The sequence below is a fragment of the Brevibacterium daeguense genome (genome assembly GCF_021729135.1).
GTDB classification, from domain to species: Bacteria; Actinomycetota; Actinomycetes; order Actinomycetales; family Brevibacteriaceae; genus Brevibacterium; species Brevibacterium daeguense.
This window is the reverse complement of the sequence record NZ_JAJTWW010000007.1, coordinates 60,654-84,235: the sequence shown is the minus strand read 5'-3', so window position 1 is coordinate 84,235 and position 23,582 is coordinate 60,654. Positions and strand designations below refer to the sequence as shown.

Annotated in this window: 19 protein-coding genes and 1 tRNA gene; 8 read left to right on the top strand and 12 right to left on the bottom strand. The window is 67.7% G+C overall.

The window, feature by feature from the left end; genetic code table 11:
* Positions 1-10: 10 nt before the first annotated feature.
* Genes LXN01_RS07400 through LXN01_RS07385 form a run of 4 tightly spaced genes read right to left on the bottom strand, consistent with a single transcriptional unit; the run spans position 11 to position 4,642 of the window.
* On the bottom strand, positions 11-796 hold the full coding sequence (locus LXN01_RS07400; RefSeq protein WP_236863978.1) for a DeoR/GlpR family DNA-binding transcription regulator: 786 nt from the start codon (positions 794-796) through the stop codon (positions 11-13).
* 8 nt (positions 797-804) lie between these two features.
* The gene (gene pdxA, locus LXN01_RS07395) at positions 805-1,848 is read right to left on the bottom strand and encodes a 4-hydroxythreonine-4-phosphate dehydrogenase PdxA (RefSeq protein ID WP_236863977.1); all 1,044 of its coding nucleotides are present in this window, start codon (positions 1,846-1,848) and stop codon (positions 805-807) included.
* A gap of 22 nt (positions 1,849-1,870) precedes the next feature.
* On the bottom strand, positions 1,871-3,169 hold the full coding sequence (locus LXN01_RS07390; RefSeq protein ID WP_236863976.1) for a four-carbon acid sugar kinase family protein: 1,299 nt from the start codon (positions 3,167-3,169) through the stop codon (positions 1,871-1,873).
* A 3-nt stretch (positions 3,170-3,172) separates the two neighbouring features.
* Positions 3,173-4,642 carry a GntP family permease gene (locus tag LXN01_RS07385; protein ID WP_236863975.1) on the bottom strand — a complete coding sequence of 490 codons (1,470 nt, stop codon included), beginning with the start codon at positions 4,640-4,642 and terminating at the stop codon, positions 3,173-3,175.
* Positions 4,643-4,873: 231 nt separating this feature from the next.
* On the opposite strand from LXN01_RS07385, the gene LXN01_RS07380 reads away from it, so the two are divergent.
* The 4 genes from LXN01_RS07380 to LXN01_RS07365 all read left to right on the top strand — a co-directional run bounded on the left by LXN01_RS07380 (position 4,874) and on the right by LXN01_RS07365 (position 8,949).
* The gene (locus tag LXN01_RS07380) at positions 4,874-5,842 is read left to right on the top strand and encodes a GTP pyrophosphokinase (RefSeq protein WP_236863974.1); all 969 of its coding nucleotides are present in this window, start codon (positions 4,874-4,876) and stop codon (positions 5,840-5,842) included.
* A 157-nt stretch (positions 5,843-5,999) separates the two neighbouring features.
* A complete protein-coding gene (locus LXN01_RS07375) occupies positions 6,000-7,397 on the top strand; it encodes an NAD-dependent succinate-semialdehyde dehydrogenase (protein ID WP_236863973.1) in 1,398 nt (465 codons plus the stop codon).
* Positions 7,398-7,477: 80 nt separating this feature from the next.
* A tRNA-Ala gene (locus LXN01_RS07370) sits at positions 7,478-7,550 on the top strand.
* 145 nt (positions 7,551-7,695) lie between these two features.
* Positions 7,696-8,949, top strand: a complete 1,254-nt coding sequence (locus LXN01_RS07365) for a globin domain-containing protein (protein ID WP_336885252.1) — start codon at positions 7,696-7,698, stop codon at positions 8,947-8,949.
* 80 nt (positions 8,950-9,029) lie between these two features.
* On the opposite strand, the gene LXN01_RS07360 is transcribed toward LXN01_RS07365, so the two are convergent.
* The 3 genes from LXN01_RS07360 to recQ all read right to left on the bottom strand — a co-directional run bounded on the left by LXN01_RS07360 (position 9,030) and on the right by recQ (position 12,609).
* Positions 9,030-9,749, bottom strand: a complete 720-nt coding sequence (locus tag LXN01_RS07360) for a helix-turn-helix domain-containing protein (RefSeq protein ID WP_236863971.1) — start codon at positions 9,747-9,749, stop codon at positions 9,030-9,032.
* 242 nt (positions 9,750-9,991) lie between these two features.
* On the bottom strand, positions 9,992-10,744 hold the full coding sequence (locus LXN01_RS07355) for an MOSC domain-containing protein (RefSeq protein ID WP_236863970.1): 753 nt from the start codon (positions 10,742-10,744) through the stop codon (positions 9,992-9,994).
* Complete coding sequence (gene recQ / locus LXN01_RS07350) at positions 10,741-12,609, bottom strand: DNA helicase RecQ (protein WP_425547665.1); 1,869 nt, start codon at positions 12,607-12,609, stop codon at positions 10,741-10,743. Before recQ ends, LXN01_RS07355 begins: the two co-directional genes overlap by 4 nt.
* A 297-nt stretch (positions 12,610-12,906) precedes the next feature.
* Here recQ and LXN01_RS07345 point away from each other — a divergent pair, with 297 nt between their 5' ends.
* On the top strand, positions 12,907-14,013 hold the full coding sequence (locus LXN01_RS07345; protein ID WP_236863968.1) for a carboxylate-amine ligase: 1,107 nt from the start codon (positions 12,907-12,909) through the stop codon (positions 14,011-14,013).
* A gap of 89 nt (positions 14,014-14,102) precedes the next feature.
* Here the strand turns inward: LXN01_RS07345 and LXN01_RS07340 are convergent, their stop codons facing one another.
* On the bottom strand, positions 14,103-15,266 hold the full coding sequence (locus LXN01_RS07340) for a YihY/virulence factor BrkB family protein (RefSeq protein WP_336885244.1): 1,164 nt from the start codon (positions 15,264-15,266) through the stop codon (positions 14,103-14,105).
* A gap of 107 nt (positions 15,267-15,373) precedes the next feature.
* A complete protein-coding gene (locus LXN01_RS07335; protein WP_236863967.1) occupies positions 15,374-16,879 on the bottom strand; it encodes a DUF5129 domain-containing protein in 1,506 nt (501 codons plus the stop codon).
* Positions 16,880-17,040: 161 nt separating this feature from the next.
* Here LXN01_RS07335 and LXN01_RS07330 point away from each other — a divergent pair, with 161 nt between their 5' ends.
* Positions 17,041-18,000, top strand: a complete 960-nt coding sequence (locus tag LXN01_RS07330; protein ID WP_425547659.1) for a VOC family protein — start codon at positions 17,041-17,043, stop codon at positions 17,998-18,000.
* A gap of 42 nt (positions 18,001-18,042) precedes the next feature.
* Here LXN01_RS07330 and panC read toward each other — a convergent pair whose 3' ends face one another.
* Positions 18,043-18,951 (bottom strand): pantoate--beta-alanine ligase, encoded by a 909-nt coding sequence (gene panC, locus LXN01_RS07325; protein ID WP_236863966.1) that lies wholly within the window; start codon positions 18,949-18,951, stop codon positions 18,043-18,045.
* Positions 18,941-19,375, bottom strand: coding sequence for an acyl-CoA thioesterase (locus tag LXN01_RS07320; protein WP_236863965.1), 435 nt, complete (start codon positions 19,373-19,375; stop codon positions 18,941-18,943). Before LXN01_RS07320 ends, panC begins: the two co-directional genes overlap by 11 nt.
* Positions 19,376-19,539: 164 nt before the next feature.
* On the opposite strand from LXN01_RS07320, the gene LXN01_RS07315 reads away from it, so the two are divergent.
* Both LXN01_RS07315 and LXN01_RS07310 read left to right on the top strand, forming a co-directional pair.
* Entirely contained in the window at positions 19,540-20,778 is a 1,239-nt protein-coding gene (locus LXN01_RS07315) for an MFS transporter (protein WP_236863964.1), read from the top strand.
* Between the two features lie 7 nt (positions 20,779-20,785).
* The gene (locus LXN01_RS07310) at positions 20,786-21,817 is read left to right on the top strand and encodes an LLM class flavin-dependent oxidoreductase (RefSeq protein WP_236863963.1); all 1,032 of its coding nucleotides are present in this window, start codon (positions 20,786-20,788) and stop codon (positions 21,815-21,817) included.
* Between the two features lie 39 nt (positions 21,818-21,856).
* Here LXN01_RS07310 and LXN01_RS07305 read toward each other — a convergent pair whose 3' ends face one another.
* Entirely contained in the window at positions 21,857-23,533 is a 1,677-nt protein-coding gene (locus LXN01_RS07305; protein WP_236863962.1) for a thiamine pyrophosphate-dependent enzyme, read from the bottom strand.
* Positions 23,534-23,582 lie beyond the last annotated feature (49 nt).

Here is a 23,582-nt window from a genome sequence, read left to right as displayed (position 1 = left end):
TCGTAGGAGCTCAGCCGGCCGCCGGGCTTTCCGGGGTGAGGACCATGATGCCGACCGCCCGGAATTCGGCCAGCGCCTGCGGACGCCGGCTGTCGCTGATGAGCATCCAGCCGTGGGGCAGGCGGGCCCAGGCAGGCACCCGCGCGGCTTCGAGCTTCGAGGAGTCCGCGAGCACGACCACCCGCGCCGAGCGGGCGGCGACCAACTCCTTGATGTAGGCCTCCTCGACCGTGGGCTCACCGATCCCATCCGCCGGATCGATCGCATCCGCTCCGAGGAAAGCGACGTCGAAGGAGAACCGGGCGATCGCCTCGGCCGCGAGCGCGCCGGCGGTCCCGTGGCTGCGCGGCCACAGCCGACCCCCGACGAGCAGCACCTCGATGCCGGGCTCCTCGGCCAGCGCGAGGGCGGTCTCCAATCCGCGGGTGACGACGGTGAGACCTGTCGCGCCATGGATCCGGTCGACGAGGTGGGCCGCTGTCGAACCGGCATCGACGAAGATCGTCGCACCCTCCGGAATCAGGGAGGCCGCGAGCCGGCCGATCTCGGCCTTCGCCGAGGTGTTGGTCGCCATCCGCTCGACGAGGTCCCGCTCCTTGAACGGAGGCAGCGAGGTCGCGCCGCCGTAGGTGCGGGCGAGCTTGCCGGAGTCCTCGAGGACTCCGAGGTCGCGGCGGACCGTGGACACGGAGACCACGAGCCGGTCGGCGAGGTCCTCGACGCGGGTGACCCCCGACCGGACCAGCCGAAGCAGCTCCTCGCGGCGGGCGGACGTCGATCTGCGGATGGCTGCCATCGGACCGCTCAGCCGGGCAGGTACTCGGCGCGGATGCTCTCGACGTAGGGGGCGTACCCGATCGCTGCGCGGTACGCCGAGCGCATGGTGCCCGGGTCGGCCTTGCCGGTGCCGGCGATGTCGAAGGCGGTGCCGTGGTCCACGGAGGTGCGCAGGATCGGCAGTCCCACGGTGACGCTGATGGTGCCGTCGAAGTCGAAGGTCTTCGCCGCGATGTGGCCCTGGTCGTGGTACTGGGACAGGATGCCGTCGTAGCGCCCCTGGAGCCCGTGGTGGAACACGGAATCAGCCGGGATCGGCCCGGCGACTGCGAGCCCGTCGCGGGTGACCTGCTCGACTGCCGGGCGCAGGATCTTGATCTCCTCGTCGCCGAACGCGCCGTTCTCGCCGCCGTGCGGGTTGATGGCGGCGGTGGCCAGCCGCGGGCTCGAGACTCCGTAGACCTCGAGGGCGCGATGGGCGCGCTTGATCGAGTCGACCTGCGTCTCCACCGTGATGGCGTCGAGCGCCTTCCGCAGGGACATGTGCCGGGTGGCGAAGAAGATCTGCAGCTTGTGCCCGGGCTGGTGGCTCTTCTCGACGACGAACATCGTGTCCTGCTTGGTCACACCGGTGAGCTCGCCGAGCATCTCCGTGTGCCCGAGGTGCGGCGAGCCGGTCTTCCAGATCGCCTCCTTGTGGATGGGGCCGGTGACGATGCCCGCGATCTGCTGGTCCATCGCCGCCCGCGTTGCCACCTCGATGGCGGTGATTGCGGCTCGGCCGGCCCGCTCGTCGATCGTCCCCCAGTTTGGGATGTCGTCGCCGAGCACGCCGATGTCGAAGACGTCGATGACTCCTTCGCCTGCCGAGGGGGTGTCCCACGAGGACACGGCGCGCACCTCGGCGTCGAGGCCGAGTACCTCGACGGCCTTCTTCATGACGCTGAGGTCGGCGACGGCGATGCCGTGCTGGCCGGGCTCGCCGGAGAACTCACGGAGGACTGCGGCGGTGATCTCCGGGCCGATGCCGACGGGGTCGCCGACGGTGACTGCGAGGGTGGGGGTGTTCATGGACGTCCTTTCCTGGAGCGGGTCAGGTTGCGGCGAGCAGGCGGGAGCGGATGGCGGCCAGGCGGGCGAGGTGGTCGAGGCAGGCGACGCCGGTGCTCGGATCGCCGACGAGGCCGCCCTTGGTGACGATCGGCAGACCGGCGAAGCGGCCGCCCACGACGGATCCGGCCGCAGCCAGCGGGACGACCTCCTCCTCGACCTCGATGCCCGCGCCGCCGATCGCGTCGAGGACGTTGGCGGTGATGTCGCCGCCGGTCGTGTAGAGGCCGCCGACCTCCATGGTGTCGAGGACGGCCGCCGTGATCAGTCCGAGGGCTGCCGGGAGCTCGTCGGCTTCCTCGGAGTCGAGGGAGAGCACATCGCTGGGGTGGACGACCGATGCCAGGAGGACGATGTCGCCGGTGCCGGCACGGCGCAGCGCGGCAGCCACCTCCGCGGCGGTCGCATCGACGTCGGGGATCGGCGAGCCGCTGCGGAAGCTCGGGCTGACGAGAGCGACGCTGCGGTCGGCGATCAGGCGCTGGAGCTGCTGCTGGGTGAGCTCGGTGGCCGAGCCGGCGACCGCGAGCAGCGGCGCGGCACCGGTCCGCCCCTTGAGGCCCATCGCCCGCGCGATCGCGAGCGAGCCGGGACCGGGATCGATGCCGACCCACATCACATCGTCAGCCGCCTCGACCGCCGCCGCGGCGACCCGGTCGAGGTGAGCATCAGTCAGGGCGTCGGCGATGATGACGTCGGGATCCCCGGTCAGCAGCTCCCGGATTCGCTCCACCAGCGCCGCGAACGGTCCGGTGACCAGCCCGAGGCCGAGGTGCACGCTCTGGAGGCCGGTATTCACGGAGAGCACTTCCGCAATGGACGAGGTGGTGACGGGGGAGCGGACCTCGTGGGCGAGCTCGGTGTGCTCCATCCGAGTGCCGCCCAGCAGCTGCAGACCGTCGACGGTCTGCCGATCGGCGCCCGGGTAGGCCGGCATGCACAGCCCGACCGCTCGGGTGCCGCGGGCGCGCACTCCGGTGATGATCGCCTCGGCCTCCACTCCGAAGTTGCCGCGCAGCGTCGAGTCGGCCCGCGAGCAGACGAGGCGCGCCGGCCACCCGGCCTTCAGCACCTCGGCGACGGCGCGGGCGGCGTCGGCAGGTGCGAAGTGCCGGGAGTCGGTGGTGACGACGAGCGTGTCGTAGGTTCGGCTGCACTCCTCGATCACCTCGGCGGAGGCGGACGAGCGCACGGTGACCGAGCGCAGCCCGGCGCGGGTGAAGCCGGCCGCGCAGCCGTTGGCGCCGGTAAGGTCGTCGGCGATGATGAGGACGTCGGACATGGCTCAGCCGATCACCAGGTTGGCGAGGAACAGCAGCGGCAGGCTGCCGAGCCACACGGCGGTGGTGATGCCAGACCAGCCCTTGAGCGCGTGGACGCCGTCGAGACCGGTGAACTTGGTGACGACCCAGAAGTAGGAGTCGTTGAAGTAGCTGAACACCATCGATCCGCAGACGCAGGCCATGGTCGCGATGAGGGGCGACAGGCCCAGCGCGCCGACCAGGGGAGCGGTGACGGATGCGGCCGTGATCATCGCGACGGTGCCCGAGCCCTGAGCGATCCGGACGAGGGACGCGATGAAGAACGGCACGAGGAAGGCGGGCAGCGCGGTGGCGGCGATCGCCTGTGCGAGCGCGTCGCCGACTCCCGAGTCGCGCAGCACCTGGCCGAAGCCGCCACCGGCGCCGGTGATCAGCAGGATCAGACCGGCCGACGACGCGGCCTCTGCCAGCCACGAGTGGACGCGGGTGCGGGGAGTCCAGCGGGGCAGCAGCACGTAGACGGCGAGCACGACGCCGATGACGAGGGCGATGACGGGGTCACCGAGGAAGATGAAGGGCTGGACCCAGGCGGACGGCTCATACTCGTCGGCGTCGAGCTGGCCGGTGCCTGCCTGGTCGATCGCCGCGGTGACCGTGTTGAGGACGATGAGCAGCAGCGGGATGAACAGCGGCAGCGACCCGATGAAGGCATTGACCCCGGGCCGCTTCCGGCCCTCCGGGATCTCGCCGAAGTAGTCCTCGGGCCGGTAGGTCACGATGGTGTCGAGCTTCGACTGTGCGTCGTCGCCGCCGGCAACGGCCTTGGCGACGTCGTGATTCTCGCCGTAGACGTCGACGGCGACCTTCTCGTTGAGGTGCGGCTCGAGCTTGGGGCCCATCCACTTGGCATAGGCGACGACGACCGGCAGCAGGATCACGGTGAAGATCAGGCCGGTGAGGATCACCGCGCCGAGGTCGGCGCCGAGGATGCCGGTGACGGCCAGCGGCCCCGGGGTGGGCGGCACCATGTGATGGGTCAGGGTCATCCCGCAGCCGAGGGCGAGGCACAGCGTGACGTAGGCGCCTTTCTTGACGCGGGCGATCGACCGCGCCAACGGGTTCATGATGACGAAGCCAGAATCGCAGAACACGGGAATCGACACCAGCGCTCCCACGGTGCCCATGGCCCACGGCTCCTTTCCCTTGCCGAAGGCGCGAAGGAAGGCCCGAGCAAGAGCGTCGGCGGCTCCGGAGACCTCGAGGATCTTGCCGACGGCGACGCCGAGGCCGATGACGAGGCCGATGCTGGCCATCGTGCTGCCGAAACCGTCCGTGAGCGAGGCCAGGATGTCGATGACGTCCTGGCCCGCGACGAGTCCGGTGACGAGCGCGGCGACGATGAGGGCGAGAAATGCGTCCAGGCGCGTTCTGAGCACCAGGAAGACGATGGCGGCGATGCCGAGCGCCAGTGCCAGCAGCAGCTGCACGTCCACGGTCGGTCTCCTCTGACTAGGCGATGAGGGAAAGGCGAAGGTCCACGCGGGCGCGCCTTGTGAAGATTCTGCATGTGAGCTGAGCGCTTCGCAAGCGCCAGTGCGGGATTCGGTCATCTGAAGCGATAGTCTTGCGCGGTTCAGTCAGGGTGGTGCGATGTGATGAGCGTTAGCCGCTCCGTGCCGGGAGCGGTCGCCGGCGCGCGCACCCGGCGCTCTATCCTGGTTGTCGTGAATGCGAACTCGGAGATGGCCGCGCGCAGCCTTGCGCGAGCCCGTGCGCGAACAGCGGTGGACAGGCTGTACCAGGTCGATGCCCAGCGCTGGGAGGTCGCGTGCCACCGCGTCATCGGGTTCCTCGAGGAGTTGGCGGCGAGGATGGAATTCACCGACCGGTCTCGGGTGGTGGTGGACGGTTTCCGCATCAAGGAACCGACCCGCACCCTCGAGAAGGTTCTCAAGAGGGCGGACGGGGACGATCTGCCGACCGACCCTCAGCAGATTGCCGAGCAGATCTCGGACCTGCTCGGCATCAAGGTGCTGTGCAAGTCGTCCCGGGACCTCGAAGCCTTCGCCGTCCTGCTGGAATCCGAGCTGGCGGAGTCGTCGAGCTTCCCGCTGACGGAGCCGACGAAGAACTACCACCTCCATCCCAAGCCGAGCGGCTACCGGGCCTTCCACGCCGTGGTCGGAGTCGAGGACCCGGAGGCCGCCCATCCGATCAGGATCGAGATCCAGGTCCGAACTCGGCTGCAGGATGCCTGGGGCGAGCTGACGCATGACGACCTCTACAAGCCGGGCGGACCGCTGTCGCCGGACGAGTTCCACACCCAGATCGCCGCGTCGATGGCGAATCTGCTCTCCGAGGTGGATCGCATGGCTGACCTGCTCGCCCAGGACATCGAGCAGACCTCCAGCGGCGACGAGCAGTCCGATGCGGAGGAGCTGCCGGTCGGCGAGCTGCTCGAGGTGACCGTGACGCGGACCGGTCCGGGCTATGCCATCGCCGAGGACAGCCTCGGGCGTCGGGGCCTGATCCGGGCGCGCGACGTGCGCCTGCTGGCAGAGGTGACCGGTCGCAGCGAGAGCAGGAGCAGCGTGAAGGTCTCCGACCTCGTCCGCGTGGGCGACACCTTTCCGGCCAGCGAGATCGAGTACAAGGGGAATCGGTACTTCGCGCCGGTCGAGTTCGCGGAATGAGTCCACGGTGCGTCGATTCCGCGCGGTGGACTCCCGTCCCTGCGGCTTCCCGCGCCTTCGCTTCCCGGCCCTGCCCTGGAGCGGAAGCCTGAGATAGGCTGTGCGCACCTCGGGGGTCGACGGAGACGCCCGAAATCCTCACGAAACGGGAGTTTCAATGAGCGACAAGCAGATGTCAGTCGGCGGCTATCGGGTGCAGAACCCGAGGACCGGAGAGGTCACCGAGACATTCGACACGGCCGATGACGAGCAGATCCAGCAGGTGCTCGAGAGCGCCCACAGTGCCTTCGAGCCCTGGTCCGACAAGACGATCGAGGAGCGCGCCGAGGTGGTCTCCCGGGTGGCAGAGCTGTTCACCGAGCGCAAGGACGAGCTGGCGAGGATCATCGCCGAGGAGATGGGCAAGCCGGTGCCGGAAGGGGTCGAGGAGGCCGAGTTCTGCACCGACATCTTCAACTACTTCGCCGACAACGGTCCCGACCTCGCCGCTGACCAGGAGATCACATCGTTCTCCGGCGGCAAGGCCTATGTGCAGCGCCGGCCAGTGGGTGCACTGCTGGGGATCATGCCGTGGAACTTCCCGTACTACCAGGTCGCCCGGTTCGCGGCGCCGAACATGGTGCTCGGCAACACGATCATCCTCAAGCACGCGGAGATCTGTCCCCGTTCCGCCACCGCCATCCAGCAGATCATGGATGATGCCGGAGTGCCGGACGGCGTCTACAATTCGGTGTTCGCCTCCCATGATCAGATCGCGGACATCATCGCCGACCCACGGGTGCAGGGCGTGTCGCTGACCGGCTCCGAGCGTGCCGGAGCGGTGGTCGGGGCGCTGGCCGGCCAGCACCTGAAGAAGGCGGTGCTGGAGCTGGGCGGTTCGGACCCCTACGTCGTGCTCGATGCCGACGACGTCAAGGAGGCGGCGCAGACCGCGTGGGAGACCCGGATGTACAACACCGGTCAGGCCTGCAACTCGAACAAGCGGATGATCGTCATGGAGGACATCTATGACGACTTCGTCGCGGAGCTGACGAACCTGGCGTCCCGGATGAAGCCGGGGGACCCCGCCGACGAGGATGAGGAGGTCTTCTCCCCGCTGTCGTCCCGAGGAGCAGCGGAACGCCTGCACGAACAGGTGCAGAAGGCGGTCGCGGACGGCGCGACCCTGCACGCGGGCGGCGAGCTCGGGGATGGCGAGAGCGCGTACTACTCGCCCGCGGTGCTCACCGGGATCACCCCGGAGATGGACGCGTACAGGGAAGAGCTGTTCGGCCCGGTGGCGGTGGTGTACAAGGTCGGCAGCGACGAGGAGGCGCTCCGGTTGGCCAACGACAGTCCCTTCGGACTCGGCGGCGCCGTGTTCTCCCAGGACCAGTCGCGCGCGGAGAAGGTGGCGCAGAAGCTGCAGGTCGGAATGTCCAACGTCAACACACCCGCAGGGGAAGGCGCCGAGCTGCCATTCGGCGGCGTCAAGCGCTCCGGTTTCGGTCGTGAGCTCGGACCGCTGGGCATGGACGAGTTCGTCAACAAGCGGCTCTACTACGTGGAGGATTAGGTTCGCTGGTTCGATTGGTGCGAAACCGGGACGGAGGAGTACAGTGTTCTTCTGTTCGAAGCCATCCGGCTTCGCACCTCGGGGCTATAGCTCAGTTGGTAGAGCGTCTCGTTCGCAATGAGAAGGTCAGGGGTTCGATTCCCCTTAGCTCCACAGCAGGTCCGCGCTCAACAACTGCCCCGCCCGCCGGCGGGGCAGTTCTGCTTTCTCGATGCCGGGCACGACGGCTCCGAATGACAACGAGGGGTCCGAATAAACACGGTGGAAACGGGAGCCGGGACGAGCACGGTCCGAGAGACTGAGGGCGTCCGCCCATCAATCACTGAGAAAGAGGCCCCCTCTGATGAGACTGTCTCCCGGTTCCGAGGCCACCATCGCGCAGACCGCCGGCGTCGTGGCCGAGCATGCGGAGGAGATCACCAAGGTGTTCTACCCCGACATGTTCGAAGTGCATCCCGAACTGCTCAACGTGTTCAACCGCGCAAACCAGGCGATCGGCGAGCAGCCGAAGGCACTCGCGGCATCCGTCGTCGCGTTCGCAGTCCACCTCATCGATCCGGATGCCCCTGATTTCACCCCGGTGTTGCAGCGGATCGCCCACAAGCACGTGTCCCTGGGCATCAAGGCCCGCGAGTACCTCATCGTCGGCCGCTATCTGCTCGGGGCAGTCAAGAAGGTCCTCGGAGACGCGGTCACCCCGGAGGTGGCAGCAGCATGGGACGAGGTCTACTGGCTCTTCGCCACCGCACTGATCGCCGAGGAGGCCAGGCTCTACGCCGAAGGCGGGGTCGACCCTGAGCAGCCGTGGCGCGAATACCGGGTCGTGGAGCGATTCGAGGAATCCGATGAGGTTTTCTCCCTGCTGCTCGCCCCGGTGGACGGGCAGGTTCCTTCGCACCGCACGGGACAGTACGTGGCGATCGCCGTCGATCTGCCCGACGGGTTCCGGCAGCCGCGGCAGTACACGATCTCATCGGGGCCGCGCGGTGACTCCCTGCGGGTGACGATCAAGCGCGTGCGCGGAGTCGACGGGAATCCCGACGGACAGGTGTCCGGCTGGCTGCACGAGCACGCGCAGCCGGGTACGATCCTCGACGTATCGCTGCCCGCGGGCGACGTGGTGCTCGACGATTCGGACTCCCCGGTGGTCCTGGTCTCCGCGGGCATCGGCATCACTCCTGTGGCGGCGATCATGGAGGACCTCTCGCGCAGGCAGCCCGATCGCACCGTCCGCCTCTTCCACGCCGACAAGTCCCACGCCGACCACGCACTGTATGACGGGCTGCGTCGGCAGGTGCTCGCGATGTCCGACGCCCGCGCACAGAACTGGTACGAGAAGGGTGCGGAGACCGCGCCGACCCTGTATCCGGCACGCGCGGGATTCATGAATCTCTCCGATGTGCAACTCCCGGAGAAGGCGCAGGTCTTCATGTGCGGTCCGCTGCCGTTCATGCAGAGCGCGCGGCGTTCGCTGATCGAGCAGGGGGTGCCCAGCGACAACATCCACTACGAGGTGTTCGGACCTGACCTCTGGGCGCAGCAGCCCGAGTAGTCCGAAGCCGACGCCCGGTGACGCCGGGAAGCTCCCTCTTCTGGGGCGGAGCTTCCCGGCGGCATCCGCGTCCGGGATTCTCAGCTGGGGTCGGACAGTTCGCGCAGCGCTCGCCGGGCGCCCTGTTCCAACTCGGCATCACTGCTGTCGCCGTCGATCCCACCGGCGCGCGAGGAGCGGGGAGCCTCACCCCGCAGACCCAGCACGAGCACACAGCGCTCCGGGCCCACGAACGGATGCAGCTGTCGCAGCTCCAGCGGGCCGGAGGTCTGCTCGAGCTGATGGCGGACGAGCTTCGCGTGCACTGAGCACACGAGCGGCCGCTCCGCGTCGATCAGGTCCTCGTAGAGACATGGCAGCAGCCCGACCGTGAGGTCTTCCGGGTCGATCTCCGGCGCGAGACCGGCATCGTCGAGGTGCTCGTACAGAGCGTCGAGCTGATGGACAGCAGCGGTTCCGAGCGAGGTGCTGTGATCCAGTTCGGGCTCGACGCGCCGCAGCACGTCACCACGCCGTCGCGCTGCGGCTGCGCGCCGCTGCGCGACAGAGCTGTGGTCGGCCCGGCGCACGGGGGAGTACCCCTTCGGCGGGCGGCCGCGCCGGCCGGTGTCGATCGGCGCGCTCACGACCAGTCCCTCGTCCTCGAGCACACGGAGGTGGTCACGCGCGGTGGTGATCGGCATCTCGGCTTCCTCGGCGAGCTCCTGCACAAGCCGTCCCGGGACGCGCTGCACCGCGTGCAGCAGCTTCAGGCGGCTCTTCTGGGTGAGGCCGCGATAGTCGTTCACTCGCCTGGGCATTGATTCATGGTAGGACACCCCTGCGGTGGTGCCCGTAGCCGGCCCTCGCTGCGGTAACCTCGCTGCTGTATCCTCGATACGTCCGTGCACAGCATGGAGAGCTGCCGCCATGCACACGTGCGCGGATCGGAGCAATCAGGATGTGAGGGGTTCGATTCCCCTCGGCTCCACTCGAGGACAATTGAGACAGCCCTCGTATCGAAAGTCCCTGCCGAGTGCAATCGGCGGGGACTTTCACATTCTCAATGACCCGGGATCGGCTCCTCGGGGATGACCTCAGCGCAGACTCCGAACAGCGGCTCCCCGGCAGCATTGCACGGACGGTACCCGGCGAGTGTCTTGAGAAGCCGGCTGCCGCGCTCGCCGGAGGTCGGGTTGACATCGATGACACCGCATCGGCCGATCGGCGCGGTGATCCGGAGCCGCCGTTCGCCGATCGTCACCTCGTGTCCCACCCACCTCTCCTCGGCAAACGGCTCGGGTTCGTCGATGAGGAAGGTGGCGCGGAAGCGCGCGGCCTCGGTGAGAAGCTGGGGATGGTTCGCACGGCGGGCGAGGTCCGCGATCGAGCCCGTGGTGGCGATCGACACCGGGTCCGCGAAGACCACGCCTCCGCGCGGTGCGCGGGCCAGCTGGACTTCCCTGCCGAGCAGATCCGAGAAGAATTCGGCGTGTGGGCCGGTCACGATCTCCATCGGCACCTTGCGACCCCAGTAGTCGATCTCGACCGTCTGCCCGCTTGGAACAGGATGCCCCGACACCGAGGCGCCCGTGGGCAGCTCGAGGACGAGCCCGCGGTCGTCCTCCTCGACGTCGACGGTGACGAGTGCCGGGTGCTGCACGGTTCTGAGCACCTTCCCGGACTTCAGATCGATCAGACAGTACCGACGGTCTCCCACTGGTCCGACGGTGTCCAGACGAGACTCCGGTCGGGGTCGGTGGCGAGTGCCCTTGATCACCGCGAATCCGAATGCGGCGACTGCGAGTTCGGTCATGGGTGTCCTCCAGATGATTCGCCGGCGACGACCTCGAGCAGAGCCTGGCCGTACCGGTCGAGCTTCTTCAGGCCGATTCCGCTGATGCCGCGCAGCTGGTCGATGCTGGCAGGCCGTCGTTCGGCGACTCCGATCAGGGTCGCGTCGTTGAACACCACGTATGCCGGCACGCCCTGCTCCCGGGCCTGCTCGGCCCGCCAGCTGCGCAGCGCCTCGAACAGGGGCTGATCCTCGACAGCGAGCTCGACCACCGCGGCTTTCCCTCCGCTGCGAGTCCGCGCGCGCTGGGAGCGTTCCGGTTCCCGGCGCAGCTCGATGGTCTCTTCGCCCCTGAGGATCGGACCGGCCGCGTCCGCCAGGACGAGCACACCGTAGTCACCGACCGCTGCGATGACGTTGCGCGCCAGCAGCTGGCGGACGATTCCGCGCCAGACGTTCTCGCTGAGGTCCGCGCCGATTCCCCAGACCGTCAGCTCCGCATGCCCGGATTGGCTGGAGCGCGGGTTGTCCTTGCCGCGCAGCACATCGATGATCTGACCGGCACCGAACTGCTGACCCCGTTCGCGATCGAGCCGGATGATCGCCGACAGCAGCTTCTGGACCGGGACCGTGGCGTCCCAGCCCGTGGGCGGCTCCGCGCAGTTGTCGCAGTTCCCGCAGGGCTCGGAGTCCTCGCCGAAGTAGCGGAGGATCTGCACGCGTCTGCAGGTCAGGGTCTCGCACAGCGCCAGCATTGCGTCGATGTGTGTGCGCTGCTGCCGCTTGCGCGCGGCCGAGCCCTCGGAGGAGTCGATCATCCGCCGCAGCTGCACGACATCGTTGAGGCCGTAGGCCATCCACGCCGTTGCCGGCAGCCCATCGCGTCCGGCGCGGCCGGTCTCCTGGTAGTACCCCTCCACCGACTTCGGCAGATCGAGGTGGGCGACGAATCGCACGTCCGGCTTGTCGATGCCCATGCCGAAGGCGATCGTCGCCACCATCACCACACCGTCCTCGCGCAGGAACCGGGCCTGGTGCGCGCTCCGCTCCTCCTCGGGGAGCCCTGCGTGATAGCCCAGCGCATCGATGCCCTGGGCTCGCAGCGCCTCGGCCGTCTGGTCCACGCTGCGCCGGGACAGGCAGTAGACGATCCCCGATTCCCCTGCATGCTCGGTGCGGATGAGATCGAGAAGCTGCGCTCGGGGCTGATTCTTCTCCACGATCCGGTACCGGATGTTCGGTCTGTCGAAGCTCGACACGAAGTGGCGGGCGCCGTCGAGTCGCAGGCGTTCGGTGAGTTCGCGGTGCGTGGCCGGCGTCGCTGTTGCGGTCAGCGCCACCCGCGGCACGTTCGGAAAGGCCTCCGCCAGCACCGACAGCCCCAGATAGTCGGTGCGGAAGTCGTGACCCCACTGCGAGACGCAGTGGGCCTCGTCGATGGCGAACAGCGACAGGCGCGCTCGGGACAGGAGGTCGAGCGTGCGCGACTGCACGAGGCGCTCCGGGGCCATGTAGAGCAGATCGAGCCGGTCGGCGAGCAGATCCGCCTCCACTGCCGCGGCTTCCTCACGGCTCAACGTCGAGTTGAGGAATGCGGCGCGCACGCCGTTGGCGGCCAGAGCATCGACCTGGTCCTGCATCAGTGCGATGAGCGGGGAGATCACGATCCCAGTGCCTTCCCTGACCAGCGCCGGGATCTGATAGCACAGCGACTTGCCCCCGCCCGTGGGCATGAGCACGACCGCGTCGCCGCCTGCGACGACGTGTTCGACGATCGCCGCCTGATCGCCGCGGAAGCTCTCGTAGCCGAAGACGGATTCCAGGACGGAGTGGGCACTGCGGACATTCACGCTTCCAACATATCCGAGACCGTGGACGCGGGGCAGGCAGCCGTGCCGCTCTGCGGGCAGCGAAGGTGATCACACCGGTGCAACTCACCTCACATCGCTGTAACTCATAGGACGCCTTGAAAGAACATGTGTGTGCTTCGTCGGTCTGCGCCGGCAGCGCGCAGCACCCAGGCGCCGACTCACTGCACCCAGATGGCCGTGCACGGCCGACCTGCACGGAGCTCGTCCACGTCATTGCGCCTCATCACCGGCGGTGCGATGATGACGTTCCGGGCGTCGCGCAGTGATTCAGCGTCCGCAGTCGCAGCGCTGCGACTCAGGAAGGAGGTTCCGATGCGGACGTTCGGTGTCGAAGAGGAGTTCCTGATCGTCGATCCGGTCACTCGGCAGCTGATTCCGGTCGGTCGGGCCGCGGTCGAGGAGCGGAATCGCACGCTCACCCACGCTCCGACTCTGGTCGATCACCAGCTCACCGTCGAGCTGCAGCAGGAGCAGATCGAGACCATCTGCCCACCCCAGGAGACCTTTGAAGGCCAGTTGCGAGCGATCAGACTCGGCAGGCGGATGGCCGATGAGGCGGTGAGCAGGTTCGGGGGGCGGGTCGTCGCTCTCTCCACCTCGCCCGTACCGGCCACGCCTCACCCCGACACCGCTGCGCGATCGGAGGAGATCGTCCGCTCGTTCCAGCTGCTGGCCCGCGAGCAGATGACCTGCGGACTCCACACGCACGTGCGGATCGAGGATCGTGATGAGGGAGTGGTCGTCCTCGACCGGATCCGGAGATGGCTGCCGGTGATCCTCGCGCTCAGCGCCAATTCGCCGTACTGGCTCGGACAGGACACGGGGTTCAGCAGCTACCGTCGACAGGTGTTCGGGCGGTGGCCCACCACGGGCCCGACCGAGCTCTACGGATCTGCTGATGCCTACGCAGCACACCGCCAGTCCCTGCTCGACAGCGGGGTCGCACTCGACCCGGGCATGCTGTACTTCGACGCCCGCCTGAGCGAGAACCATCCGACCGTCGAGATCCGGATCGCAGACATGTGTCTGCAGCCGGAGCATGCCGCCGGCATCGCGACGACCATCCGCGCGCTCGTGGAGACCGCGGTCCGAGAGCATCAGCGCGGTGAACCGCTGATGGGACTCGGCACCACTCTGCTGCAGGCGTGGAGCTGGCAGGCTGCCCGGGTGGGCATCCGCGGTCCGCTGATCGATCCGGCCTCGGGACGACCCCGGCCCGCCGCCGAGGTGGTTGATCGACTCCTCGTCCACCTGCGTCCGGTGCTCGATGAGACCGGCGATCGCGCAGTGGTCGAGGCCGTGGTCGCCGATATCCTTCGCAGCGGAAACGGTGCCGCCAGGCAGCGGGGCGCGTATGCCGTTCGGGGCGAGATGGCTGACGTGGTCGAGAGCGCGATCGCGCTCACGCACTCCGACTGACCGCGATCCCTCCGACGCGTCCTGACCGCAATCCAGGCGACTCGTCGCGCCTGTCGCGCCTCAGCTCTGCGCCGCGCGGCCCGGCGATCTCACTGATTCCGGTTGGAGCGGAGCAGGCGCGTCTGCTCCTCGGGGCCCGCGGGCGGGCGGCCCGAGGCGGCTCCCGAGCCGTGGGTGACGGGGTGCTCCTGGGTGGCCCCGCCGGTCAGGCGCAGACTGCGGGCACGGCTCATGTCCTCCTGGTACTTCTTCGCCTTCTTGTCGCTCGCCTTGGTGTCGCGCGCAGGCAGCTGCAGGGTCTCCTCTGCGGGGAGTCCTGCCTGCAGCTCGCGTCCCCGTTCGAGCTCCGCGTCGACTTCCGCACCGAACAGCAGGATCGCGTTGATGATGTAGATCCACAGGAGCAGGATGATGACGCCGGCCAGCGCACCGTAGGTCGCGTTGTAGTTCCCGAAGTTCGACACGTAGAAGAAGAAGCCCAAGGTGGCGAGCACCGAGACGATGATGGCGATCAGAGCGCCGAGGCTGATCCAGCGGAACTTCGGCTGCTTCACATTCGGGGTGGCGTAGTACAGCAGCGCGATGACCACGACGACGATGATTGCCAGGACGAACCACTTGGCGATGTTCCAGACGGCGACGGCCTGCGGTCCCAGACCGATCGCGTTTCCGACTGCCTCCGCGATCGGACCCGAGAGGACGAAGATCATCAGGGCGATCGCTCCCAGCAGCAGGATCAACGCGGTCAGCAGGTACATCTGCAGATTGAGCTTGATGCCGCCGCGTCCCTCGGGGACGTCGTAGATCGTGTTCATGGCGCGCCCGAAGGCCTTGACGTAGCCCGAGGCGGTCCACAGTGCGACGACGAGGCCGATGACCAGACCGAGGCCGGGGGCCGGCGCTGTCAGCACGGACTCGAGGGCAGGTCGGAGGGTGTTCCAGGTGTCCTCCGGAACCAGCCCCTGAACCTGGTCGAGCACCGAGGTGACAGTCTGTCCGCTCTGCCCGAACAGGCTGAGAATCGAGACCAGGGCGATGAGCGCGGGGAACATCGAGAATACGGTCCGGTAGGTCAGTCCGGCGGCGATATCCGTGCAGCCGTCGGCGGAGAACTCGCGAATCGTGGTCCTCAGCACGTATTTCCACGACGGCTTGGTGAGCTCTGTCGGGTCGTCGGGCTTGCGGTCGTCCTCCGGATGGGGAGCAGCGGCCGGGTCGCTCTTGCCGGGGTCTGTGCGGTTGTCCGTCATCATCGGCTCCTTTTCAGCAGGTGCAGTCGCTCCGATATCAAGGCACCTTGATCTTAAGAGAGCGCGGCCGAAGAGGCCAGCGGAACCGCCGCGTGGATTGAACGCCGGTCTCAGAAGCTCGAGGAGCTTCCTGCACCGCTGAATCCGCCGCCGCTGGAGCCGTACCCGGTTGTGCTGCTCGACGACGAGCTCTGCTGGGTCTGGTGCTGCTGATGCTGCTGAAGGCCTATTCCGTAGCCGGTGCTGAACGCGATCGGTGACATGTAGTGGGGCGGGTCGTAGTAGCCGGTGAGGCTGCGTCGGCGTCGGTGGGGGTCATCGTGATTGCGGATGGCTCGTTCGATGAACGGGACTGCATCCCGCTTCGGCTCGTGAGAGGTCGCCTCGGCGAGCACCCGATTCATCAGGTCGGCGAGCTGCCGTCGCAGGACAGTCAGCTCGGAGAGACCGGAATCAAGTGCGGCCTCATCGCCGGTGAGCCCGGACGCCTCCAGCTCGTCGAGCCGACGCAGCGTCCGCTGGCAGAAGTCGTTGAGCTCCCAGCCCAGTCGCCGGTCGAACAGACGGTGTCGAATCTCCTGGGAGGACGCCGCCTCGGCGACGTCGGCGCGCAGCTGTCCGATCTCCGCCTTCCACGTCTCCTGCCAGCCGGGCTGGCGGGAGTAGAGGGTGACGGCGGTCGCGAGCATTGCGGAGCTCTCGGACACGTCCGTGACCTCTGAGCCGAAGCTCTGCATCTTCTTCAGCAGCGGGAAGTTGAACGCGGAGAGCGCGAGCAGGGGGCGCTCGTCGATGTGCTGCCTCTCGTCGAGCAGATAGGTGTAGTCGTTGAGGAGCTCGTGTGCCGTCGACTTCACGCGGGAGCCGAATCCCGTGTCGGGGATGAGCTCGGTCTCGGACATGAGCGCGTGGATTCCCTCGGTCGTCTCCCCGAACCGTCGCCGGTTTCGCTGATACGACCGGGCGAAGCCCGTCACGACACCGGCGTGGGCCAGCAGCAGGAGCACGACGACAGCGGTCGAGACGGTGAGGAAGACGCCCGAGGCGTAGAAGGGCTTGGCCATCGCGCTGACGGCCGACTCGGTGACCTCGATGACCCCGCGCGACCAGTCGCGGGCGCGGAAGGCGTCGTACCCCTGCGACTGGATGCGCTGCTGGGCGTCCAGCGACTCGATCTTGATGTCCTCACCGAAGTAGGTGCCCACCTGGCCGCTGCCCGGTCCGCCGTCGGTCCCGTCCGATTCGACGGAGAGCGCGACGATGAAGACGCCGTCGGCCCACTTCTGCCCGTCGCCGGAGATCAGATCGAGCTCCGGGTTGTCCCGTGCGAAGGCGAGCGTCTCCTCATTGAGGTTGTCGCCGGCCTCCCCGGATTTCGCGTAGACGAGGACGCGCGTCGGCTCGTAGGCTCTCAGCTCCGCGATCTCCTGCTCGACGAGAGTCGGATCGAGCACTTGGGCCTCGTCCACGACGTCTACGCGGGAGATCTGATGGTCGGGTCGGCTGAGCACTGCGGTCAGGATCGCCAGGGCCACCACCAGGAGGCAGGCGACGACCGTGATGAGATTCAGGGTGCGGACTCTGGCTGCGAGGGGACCGGGCGGGTAGGCGCTCATGGCCGCATTGTGACATGGAGTTGCGTCACTCACCCCCTGCTGCGCCGGAATCGTCACTGTTTCGGGACCGACTGGTCAGAATCGGAGCGAGGGAATATGGTGGAGTGGTTGAATGTTGAATTAAATGTAGCGATCACACTCACACGACACAGGAGTACCGGATGAATCAGCAGATGAACGCCACCACTCGCCAGACGGTCGACCTCACGAGGGACGAGTCCCGGCGCACCGCAGGGGATCTCCTGCCGGATGATCTGCGGATGGATGTCGTCACGCTGTCCGTCGGGAATCTTGAGGGCATGACCGCCTACTACCGCGACGCCCTCGGCCTCACCGAACTCGCGGACACCCGTCACCATGCCGACGGCGGACCGGTCAGCGTCGTCCTCGGCCGCGGCTCGACCCCGCTGGTCGTCCTCGAGCACCGCCCGGGCCTGCCCGAGGCGCCCCGCCAGGCCGCCGGCCTGTTCCACACCGCGATCCTGTTCGACTCGCAGGCCGAACTGGCCGCCACCGTCCTCAACGCGGCGCGCCATTCGCAGTCGCAGTTCGTCGGCAGCTCCGACCACCTCGTCAGCGAGGCCTTCTACTTCACCGACCCGGAGGGCAACGGCATCGAGCTGTACTGGGACCGCCCCCGGGAGACATGGGATTGGACGGACGGCCAGGTTGCGATGGACACGGTCTTCCTCGACCCGAACAGCTACCTGCGCACCCACCTCACCGGTGCGGCGCCCGAGCTCGTCGAAGGCACCGGGCTGGCCGACCGGGGCGCAGAGGTCGGACACGTGCACCTGCAGGTCGGCGACGTCGAGACTGCCAGGTCCTTCTACGTCGACGCACTCGGATTCGAGCAGACCACCGCCCTGCCCGGTGCGCTGTTCGTGTCGGCAGGCGGATACCACCACCACATGGCGATGAATGTGTGGAACAGTCGCGGCGCCGGCCCGCGGGCGGCCAGCCTGGGCCTGGGGGACGTCAGGATCTCCCTGCCGGCGCGCTCCGATGTCGAGGCAGTCGCCCAGCGGCTGCGTGACCGGCGCATCGAGTTCCAGGACGACGGCGCTGCGCTGCGGGTCCTCGACCCGTGGAAGACTCCGGTCACGCTGGCCGCGGAGTAAGCGCCGGAAGGCTCCTCCTGCGCTGAGCGACGGCAGTGGTCGTCAGTCGATGAGCAGGTTGTCGATGAGGCGGATGCTGTCGACGTAGGCGGCGATGAGAGCGAGAGCGGGCGCCTCGGTCGTGGGCTGCAGCGTATTGGGGTCGACGACCTCGAAGTAGTCCAGGATCACGCTCTCGGTGGCCTGGACGCGCCGGCGGAGCTCCGCGAGGTTCCAGTCCTCGGCCCTGGCCGCCCTGTCGCGCAGATCGAAGAGCACCTCCGAGAGCACCGTCGCAGTGGCCCGTCCCCGCTCCGACAGCAGCTGATTGCGGCTCGACAGGGCCAGCCCGCCGGGCTCACGCTGGGTCTGCACCGGGACGACGGTGACGGGGAAGTCGAGATCCGCCACCATGCGCTTGACGATCATGAGCTGCTGGGCGTCCTTCTGCCCGAAGTACGCGCGCAGCCGGGCCGGGCCCGGGGGATCGAAGATGTTGAACAGCTTGGCGACGACCGTCGCCATCCCGTCGAAGTGCCCCGGCCGCGAGGCGCCCTCCAGGATGGCACCCATGTGACCGGAGGAGACGCGGACGATGGGGGATTCGGGATAGCCGGGATACATCTCGTCGACGTCGGGAGCGAGCACGAGATCGACCCCCTCGCGCTGGAAGATCTCCATGTCGGCAGCGAGATCGCGCGGGTAGCGCCGCAGATCCAGCGGGGACTCGAACTGCAGCGGGTTGACGAACAGCGAGGCGCACACCACTGAGTTCTCGGCCCGAGCGGCCCGGACCAGGGCGGCATGACCGTCGTGGAGCGCACCCATCGTGGGCACCAGGCCGATCGACTCCGCGCCGCGCTCGGCGATCAGCCGGGTCAGCTGTCCTCGCAGCTCGCCGATGGTGTGGGTCAGCAGCGTTGTTCCGGCCGCCCACTCGGGCGACGGGCTTCCCGGCAGGTCAGAGGACATCGGAGGGCTTCTGCGGCTGCAGACCGCTGAAATACTGCCGCATGTCCTCGTCGAAGGGCTGCGGGCGGCGCGTCTGCGTGTTGATCTGGACGATCACCGATTCGGCCGTCGCGCACAGTCGCTCGTCATTGAACAGCGCCTGCTCGACGACGAGCGAGCTGTTGCCGACGCGCTGCACCCGCGAACCGACCTCGACCATGCCCGGCCAGTGCGTCTCCTGGAGGAACTTGATGGTCAGCTGGGCGATGACGAACTCCGAGTCCCGGTGTCCGGCGGCCTGATGCGCCTGGTCGATGAACTCGACGCGGCCGGATTCGAAGAAGGTCGAGTACACGGCGTTGTTGACGTGGCCCTGCTTGTCGGTGTCCGAGTACCGCAGCTTGTCATAGGTGCGGATCGGGAAGTCGTCGATGGTTTCGCTCATGTGCCAATCGTGCCATGGGTGGGGGGTCACCCGGGCGAGGTCTCGGACTGCGGACCGCAGGAAGAATCGCGGCCCGCGTCCTGTGGTCGTCCTCACGTCTGCGTTAGTCTGAACCACAACCGACTCCTGTTTCGGGAGGCAACACCGGATGCACGGAGGTTCCGATGTCTCAGGCCAAATCCCCCGCAGCCCCTTCGTCCGAGGTCACCGGCGGTCAGCGCACTGTCGCACTGATCATGGCGACCGCCGGATTCGCCATCAACTTCTGGGCCTGGTCCCTGCTCAGCCCGCTGGGTCCGATCTACGTCCAGGAGGGCCTGGCCGCCGACGCATCGCTGATCGTGGCGATCCCGGTGCTCGTCGGATCGCTCGGGCGCATTCTGGTGGGCGCGCTGACAGACCGATTCGGCGGTCGGCTGATGATGCCCACCGTCTCGCTGATCACGATCGTGCCCGTGCTCTTCCTGGGCTTCATCGGTCAGTACAACTACGTGACCCTGCTGGTCGGCGGGTTCTTCCTCGGGGTGGCGGGCACGACCTTCGCCATCGGCGTTCCGTACGTGAACTCCTGGTTCCCCAAGGAGAGCCGCGGGTCCGCGATCGGCATCTACGGAATGGGCATGGGCGGCACCGCGATCGCCGCTTTCACCACGGTGCCGCTCTTCAACGTCGGTGAGGCGCTGCCGTTCGTCGTCACCGCGGTCGCACTTGCCGTCTACGCGCTCCTGGCCTTCCTGCTGATGAAGAACTTTCCGAGCTGGACCCCGGCGAAGAAGAATCTCGGTGAGCAGCTCGCGACAGTCGCCCGCATTCGGCTGACCTGGCAGACCTGCTATCTCTACGCGCTGTCGTTCGGCGGCTACGTCGCGTTCTCGGTCTATCTGCCGACGTACCTTGCCACCGCCTACGGCCTCGAGTCCGCGGACGCCTCGGCGCGGATGGCGGGCTTCGTGATCGCGGCAGTGATCATGCGACCGGTGGGCGGTATCCTGTCCGACCGGGTGGGTGCGGTGCGCACGCTGGTCCTCAGCTATGTGATCGTCACCCTCTGCGCTCTCGCGCTCGCGACGAATCCGAGCCTCGAGGGGTTGGGCACGGTCGCCTTCCTGTTGATGGCGATCGGTCTGGGGCTCGGCTCCGGTGCGGTGTTCGCGCTCATCGCGCAGACGAGCGAGCCCAGTCAGGTCGGCTCGATCACCGGCTTCGTCGGCGCCGCCGGCGGCCTGGGAGGCTTCGTCCCGCCTCTGCTGCTCGGCGCACTCTGGGCCAGTGTCGGCTCGTACCGGGTCGGCCTGCTCCTGCTCGCCGTCGCCACAGTGATCGCGCTGCTCATCACCCTGGCCATCGGACGCAGCGCCGCCAGGGAAGCGGCGACTGCGGCAGTCGGCCGGAACGAAGTCTGAGCCGCGCATGACCACCCGCAAGAGCATCGGGTTCCTGTCTTTCGGACACTGGACCGCGCACCCCGAGTCGGCAACCCGCAGCGGGGCCGATGCCCTTCTCCAGAGCATCGATCTCGCCGTCGCAGCCGAGGAGCTCGGCGCCGACGGAGCGTACTTCCGGGTGCATCACTTCGCGCAGCAGCTCGGAGCGCCGTTCCCGCTGCTGGCCGCGGTGGGTGCGAGGACCAGCCGCATTGAGATCGGCACCGGCGTCATCGACATGAGGTACGCCAACCCGCTCGCCTTCGCGGAGGACGCGGGCGCGGCGGATCTCATCGCCGGCGGTCGGCTCCAACTCGGGATCTCGCGCGGCTCTCCCGAACAGGTGATCGACGGCTGGCGGTACTTCGGCTTCTCACCCGCCGAGGGCGAGTCCGACGCGGACATGGCGCGCCGACACACCGAGGTGGCACTCGAGGTGCTCGCGGGCCATCGGTTCGCGCAGCCCAACCCGAGGCCGATGTTTCCGAACCCGCCGGGTCTGCTGCGGATCGAGCCGTATGCGGAGGGCTTGCGCGAGCGGATCTGGTGGGGTGCAGGATCTGATGCCACCGCCCGCTGGGCTGCGCAGAAGGGGATGCACCTGATGTCGTCGACGCTCAAGGACGACGAGTCCGGTGAGGCCTTCCACGTCCAGCAGCGCAGGCAGATCGACGCCTTCCGCGACGAGTGGTCAGCGCACGACCACGGCTTCGAAGCGCGAGTGTCGGTCTCGCGGTCGATCTTCGCGATCGTCGACGACAGGGACAGAACGTATTTCCTCGGCAGCGGCGAACGCGCCGATCAGTTCGGCAGCGTCGGACCGGGCAACTGCTCCGTGTTCGGTCGCTCCTACGCCGACGAGCCCGATGCCCTCGTCGAGCAGCTGCGTGCCGACGAGGCCGTCGCCGCGGCCGACATGCTGCTGCTCACGGTGCCGAACCAGCTCGGCGTGGACTACAACGCACACCTGATCGAGTCGATCCTCACCCACGTGGCGCCCGCGCTCGGGTGGCGGTGACGGCCGCCGAGCGCGGGCAGAACTCGAAAGCGGCGTGATTCAGTACGCCTTGATGCGCTGTTCGACGATCAGGTGGATGAGCGCGAACTCACCGTTCTCGGTCGCGGCGAAGGCCTGGTCGAGGGCGGCCGGGATCTCGGCATCCCTCTCGACGCGGATGCCGACGCCGCCGTACGCCTCTGCCAGCTTCGCGAAGTCCGGGTTCTGCAGCTGTGTGCCCGACACCCGATTGGGGTAGTCCCGCTCCTGGTGGGTGCGGATGGTCCCGTACTCCTGGTTGTCCATGACGATGACCAGGGGAGTGGCGCCGTACTGCTTGGCAGTTGCGAGCTCCTGGCCGTTCATGAGGAACTCGCCATCGCCTGCGATCGAGATCACCTGGCGGCCCGGATAGTTGAGCGAGGCGGCAACCGCAGAAGGCACCGAATACCCCATGGAGCCGTTGCGCGCGGAGATCATCGAGGCGTAGCCGTTGGTAGGGAAGTACCGGTGGGCCCAGTTGGTGTGCTCGCCGGCTCCGAAGGTCACCATCGCATCCTCATCGAGGCGCTGGACGAGGTTGCCCATCATCGTGGCCATCTTCGCCTGGCCCGGACCCGGTTCGGCCGGCGGCGGGGTCGAGAACTCGACCTGGGCCGCGCGCAGCGCATTCGTCCACTGCCGCCACTCGTCGCGCACCGGCAGGTCCATTCGCACCAGATCACGGACGAACACGTCCGGCTTGGCCACGATGTGGTGGCTGACGGGGCCGGACCGGCCGCGCAGCGAGGGGTCGATGGTGACGAGGAAGTTCTGCTTGTCCCAGTTCTGCCGGGCGGTGAAGCCGTCGGTGATGACGTCACCGGGCACTGTGCCGACGAAGACCAGCAGGTCGGACTCCTCGAGCACCCGGTGGGTGTAGGCGGACCGGCCGTAGCCCAGCGGTCCGACATAGCTGGGGGAGTCGAAGGGCACCGTTCCCTCGCAGCGCCACTCCGCTGCAGCCGGCAGGTTATGGGCTTCGAGCCATGCGGTGAGCGTGCGAGCGCCTTCATGGGTCCAGTCGTTGCCGCCGAACACGAACAGCGGCCGCTCCGAATCGTGCAGAGCGGTCTTGAGCGCCTTCCAGTCTGTCACCGTCATGCCGCCCTCGGCGATCGGGATCCGCGGATGGACCACCCCGTCGTGAGGCTGCTGGATGATGTCCTCGGGCAGGCCCACCACCACGGGGCCCGGACGACCGGAGACAGCGGCGAACATCGCCTCGGCGACGAGTTCCGAGGCCCGCTCGGGGTGGTCGAGGACCATGACGCGCTTCGCCCCGGTGTCGAACCACGCCTTCGGATCGAATTCCTGGAACGCTTCCTTCTCGCGGTGCTCGAAGGGGATCAATCCGACGAAGAGCACCATCGCCGTTGAGTCCTGCCATGCGGTGTGCAGGCCGACATGGGCGTTGGCAGCACCTGGACCGCGGGTGACCATCGCGATGCCGGGAATCGTCTTGAGCTTGCCGTCGGCCTCGGCCATGTAGGCCGCGCCGCCCTCATGGCGGCACACAATGGTCTCGATCGAGGAGTCATGAAGTCCGTCGAGGACATCGAGGTAGCTCTCACCGGGGACGACATAGGCTCGCTCGACCCCGTGGGCCTCGAGCGTCTTGACAATCATGTGCCCGGCCGAGGTCGGTTCCGGGACGGTCTCGCTCTCCGTCTGTGCTGTTTCGCTCGCGGTCGTCATGAGTCCTGTTCGCTCCACTTCCTTGTGCAGAACCGCAAGGCAGCAGCTC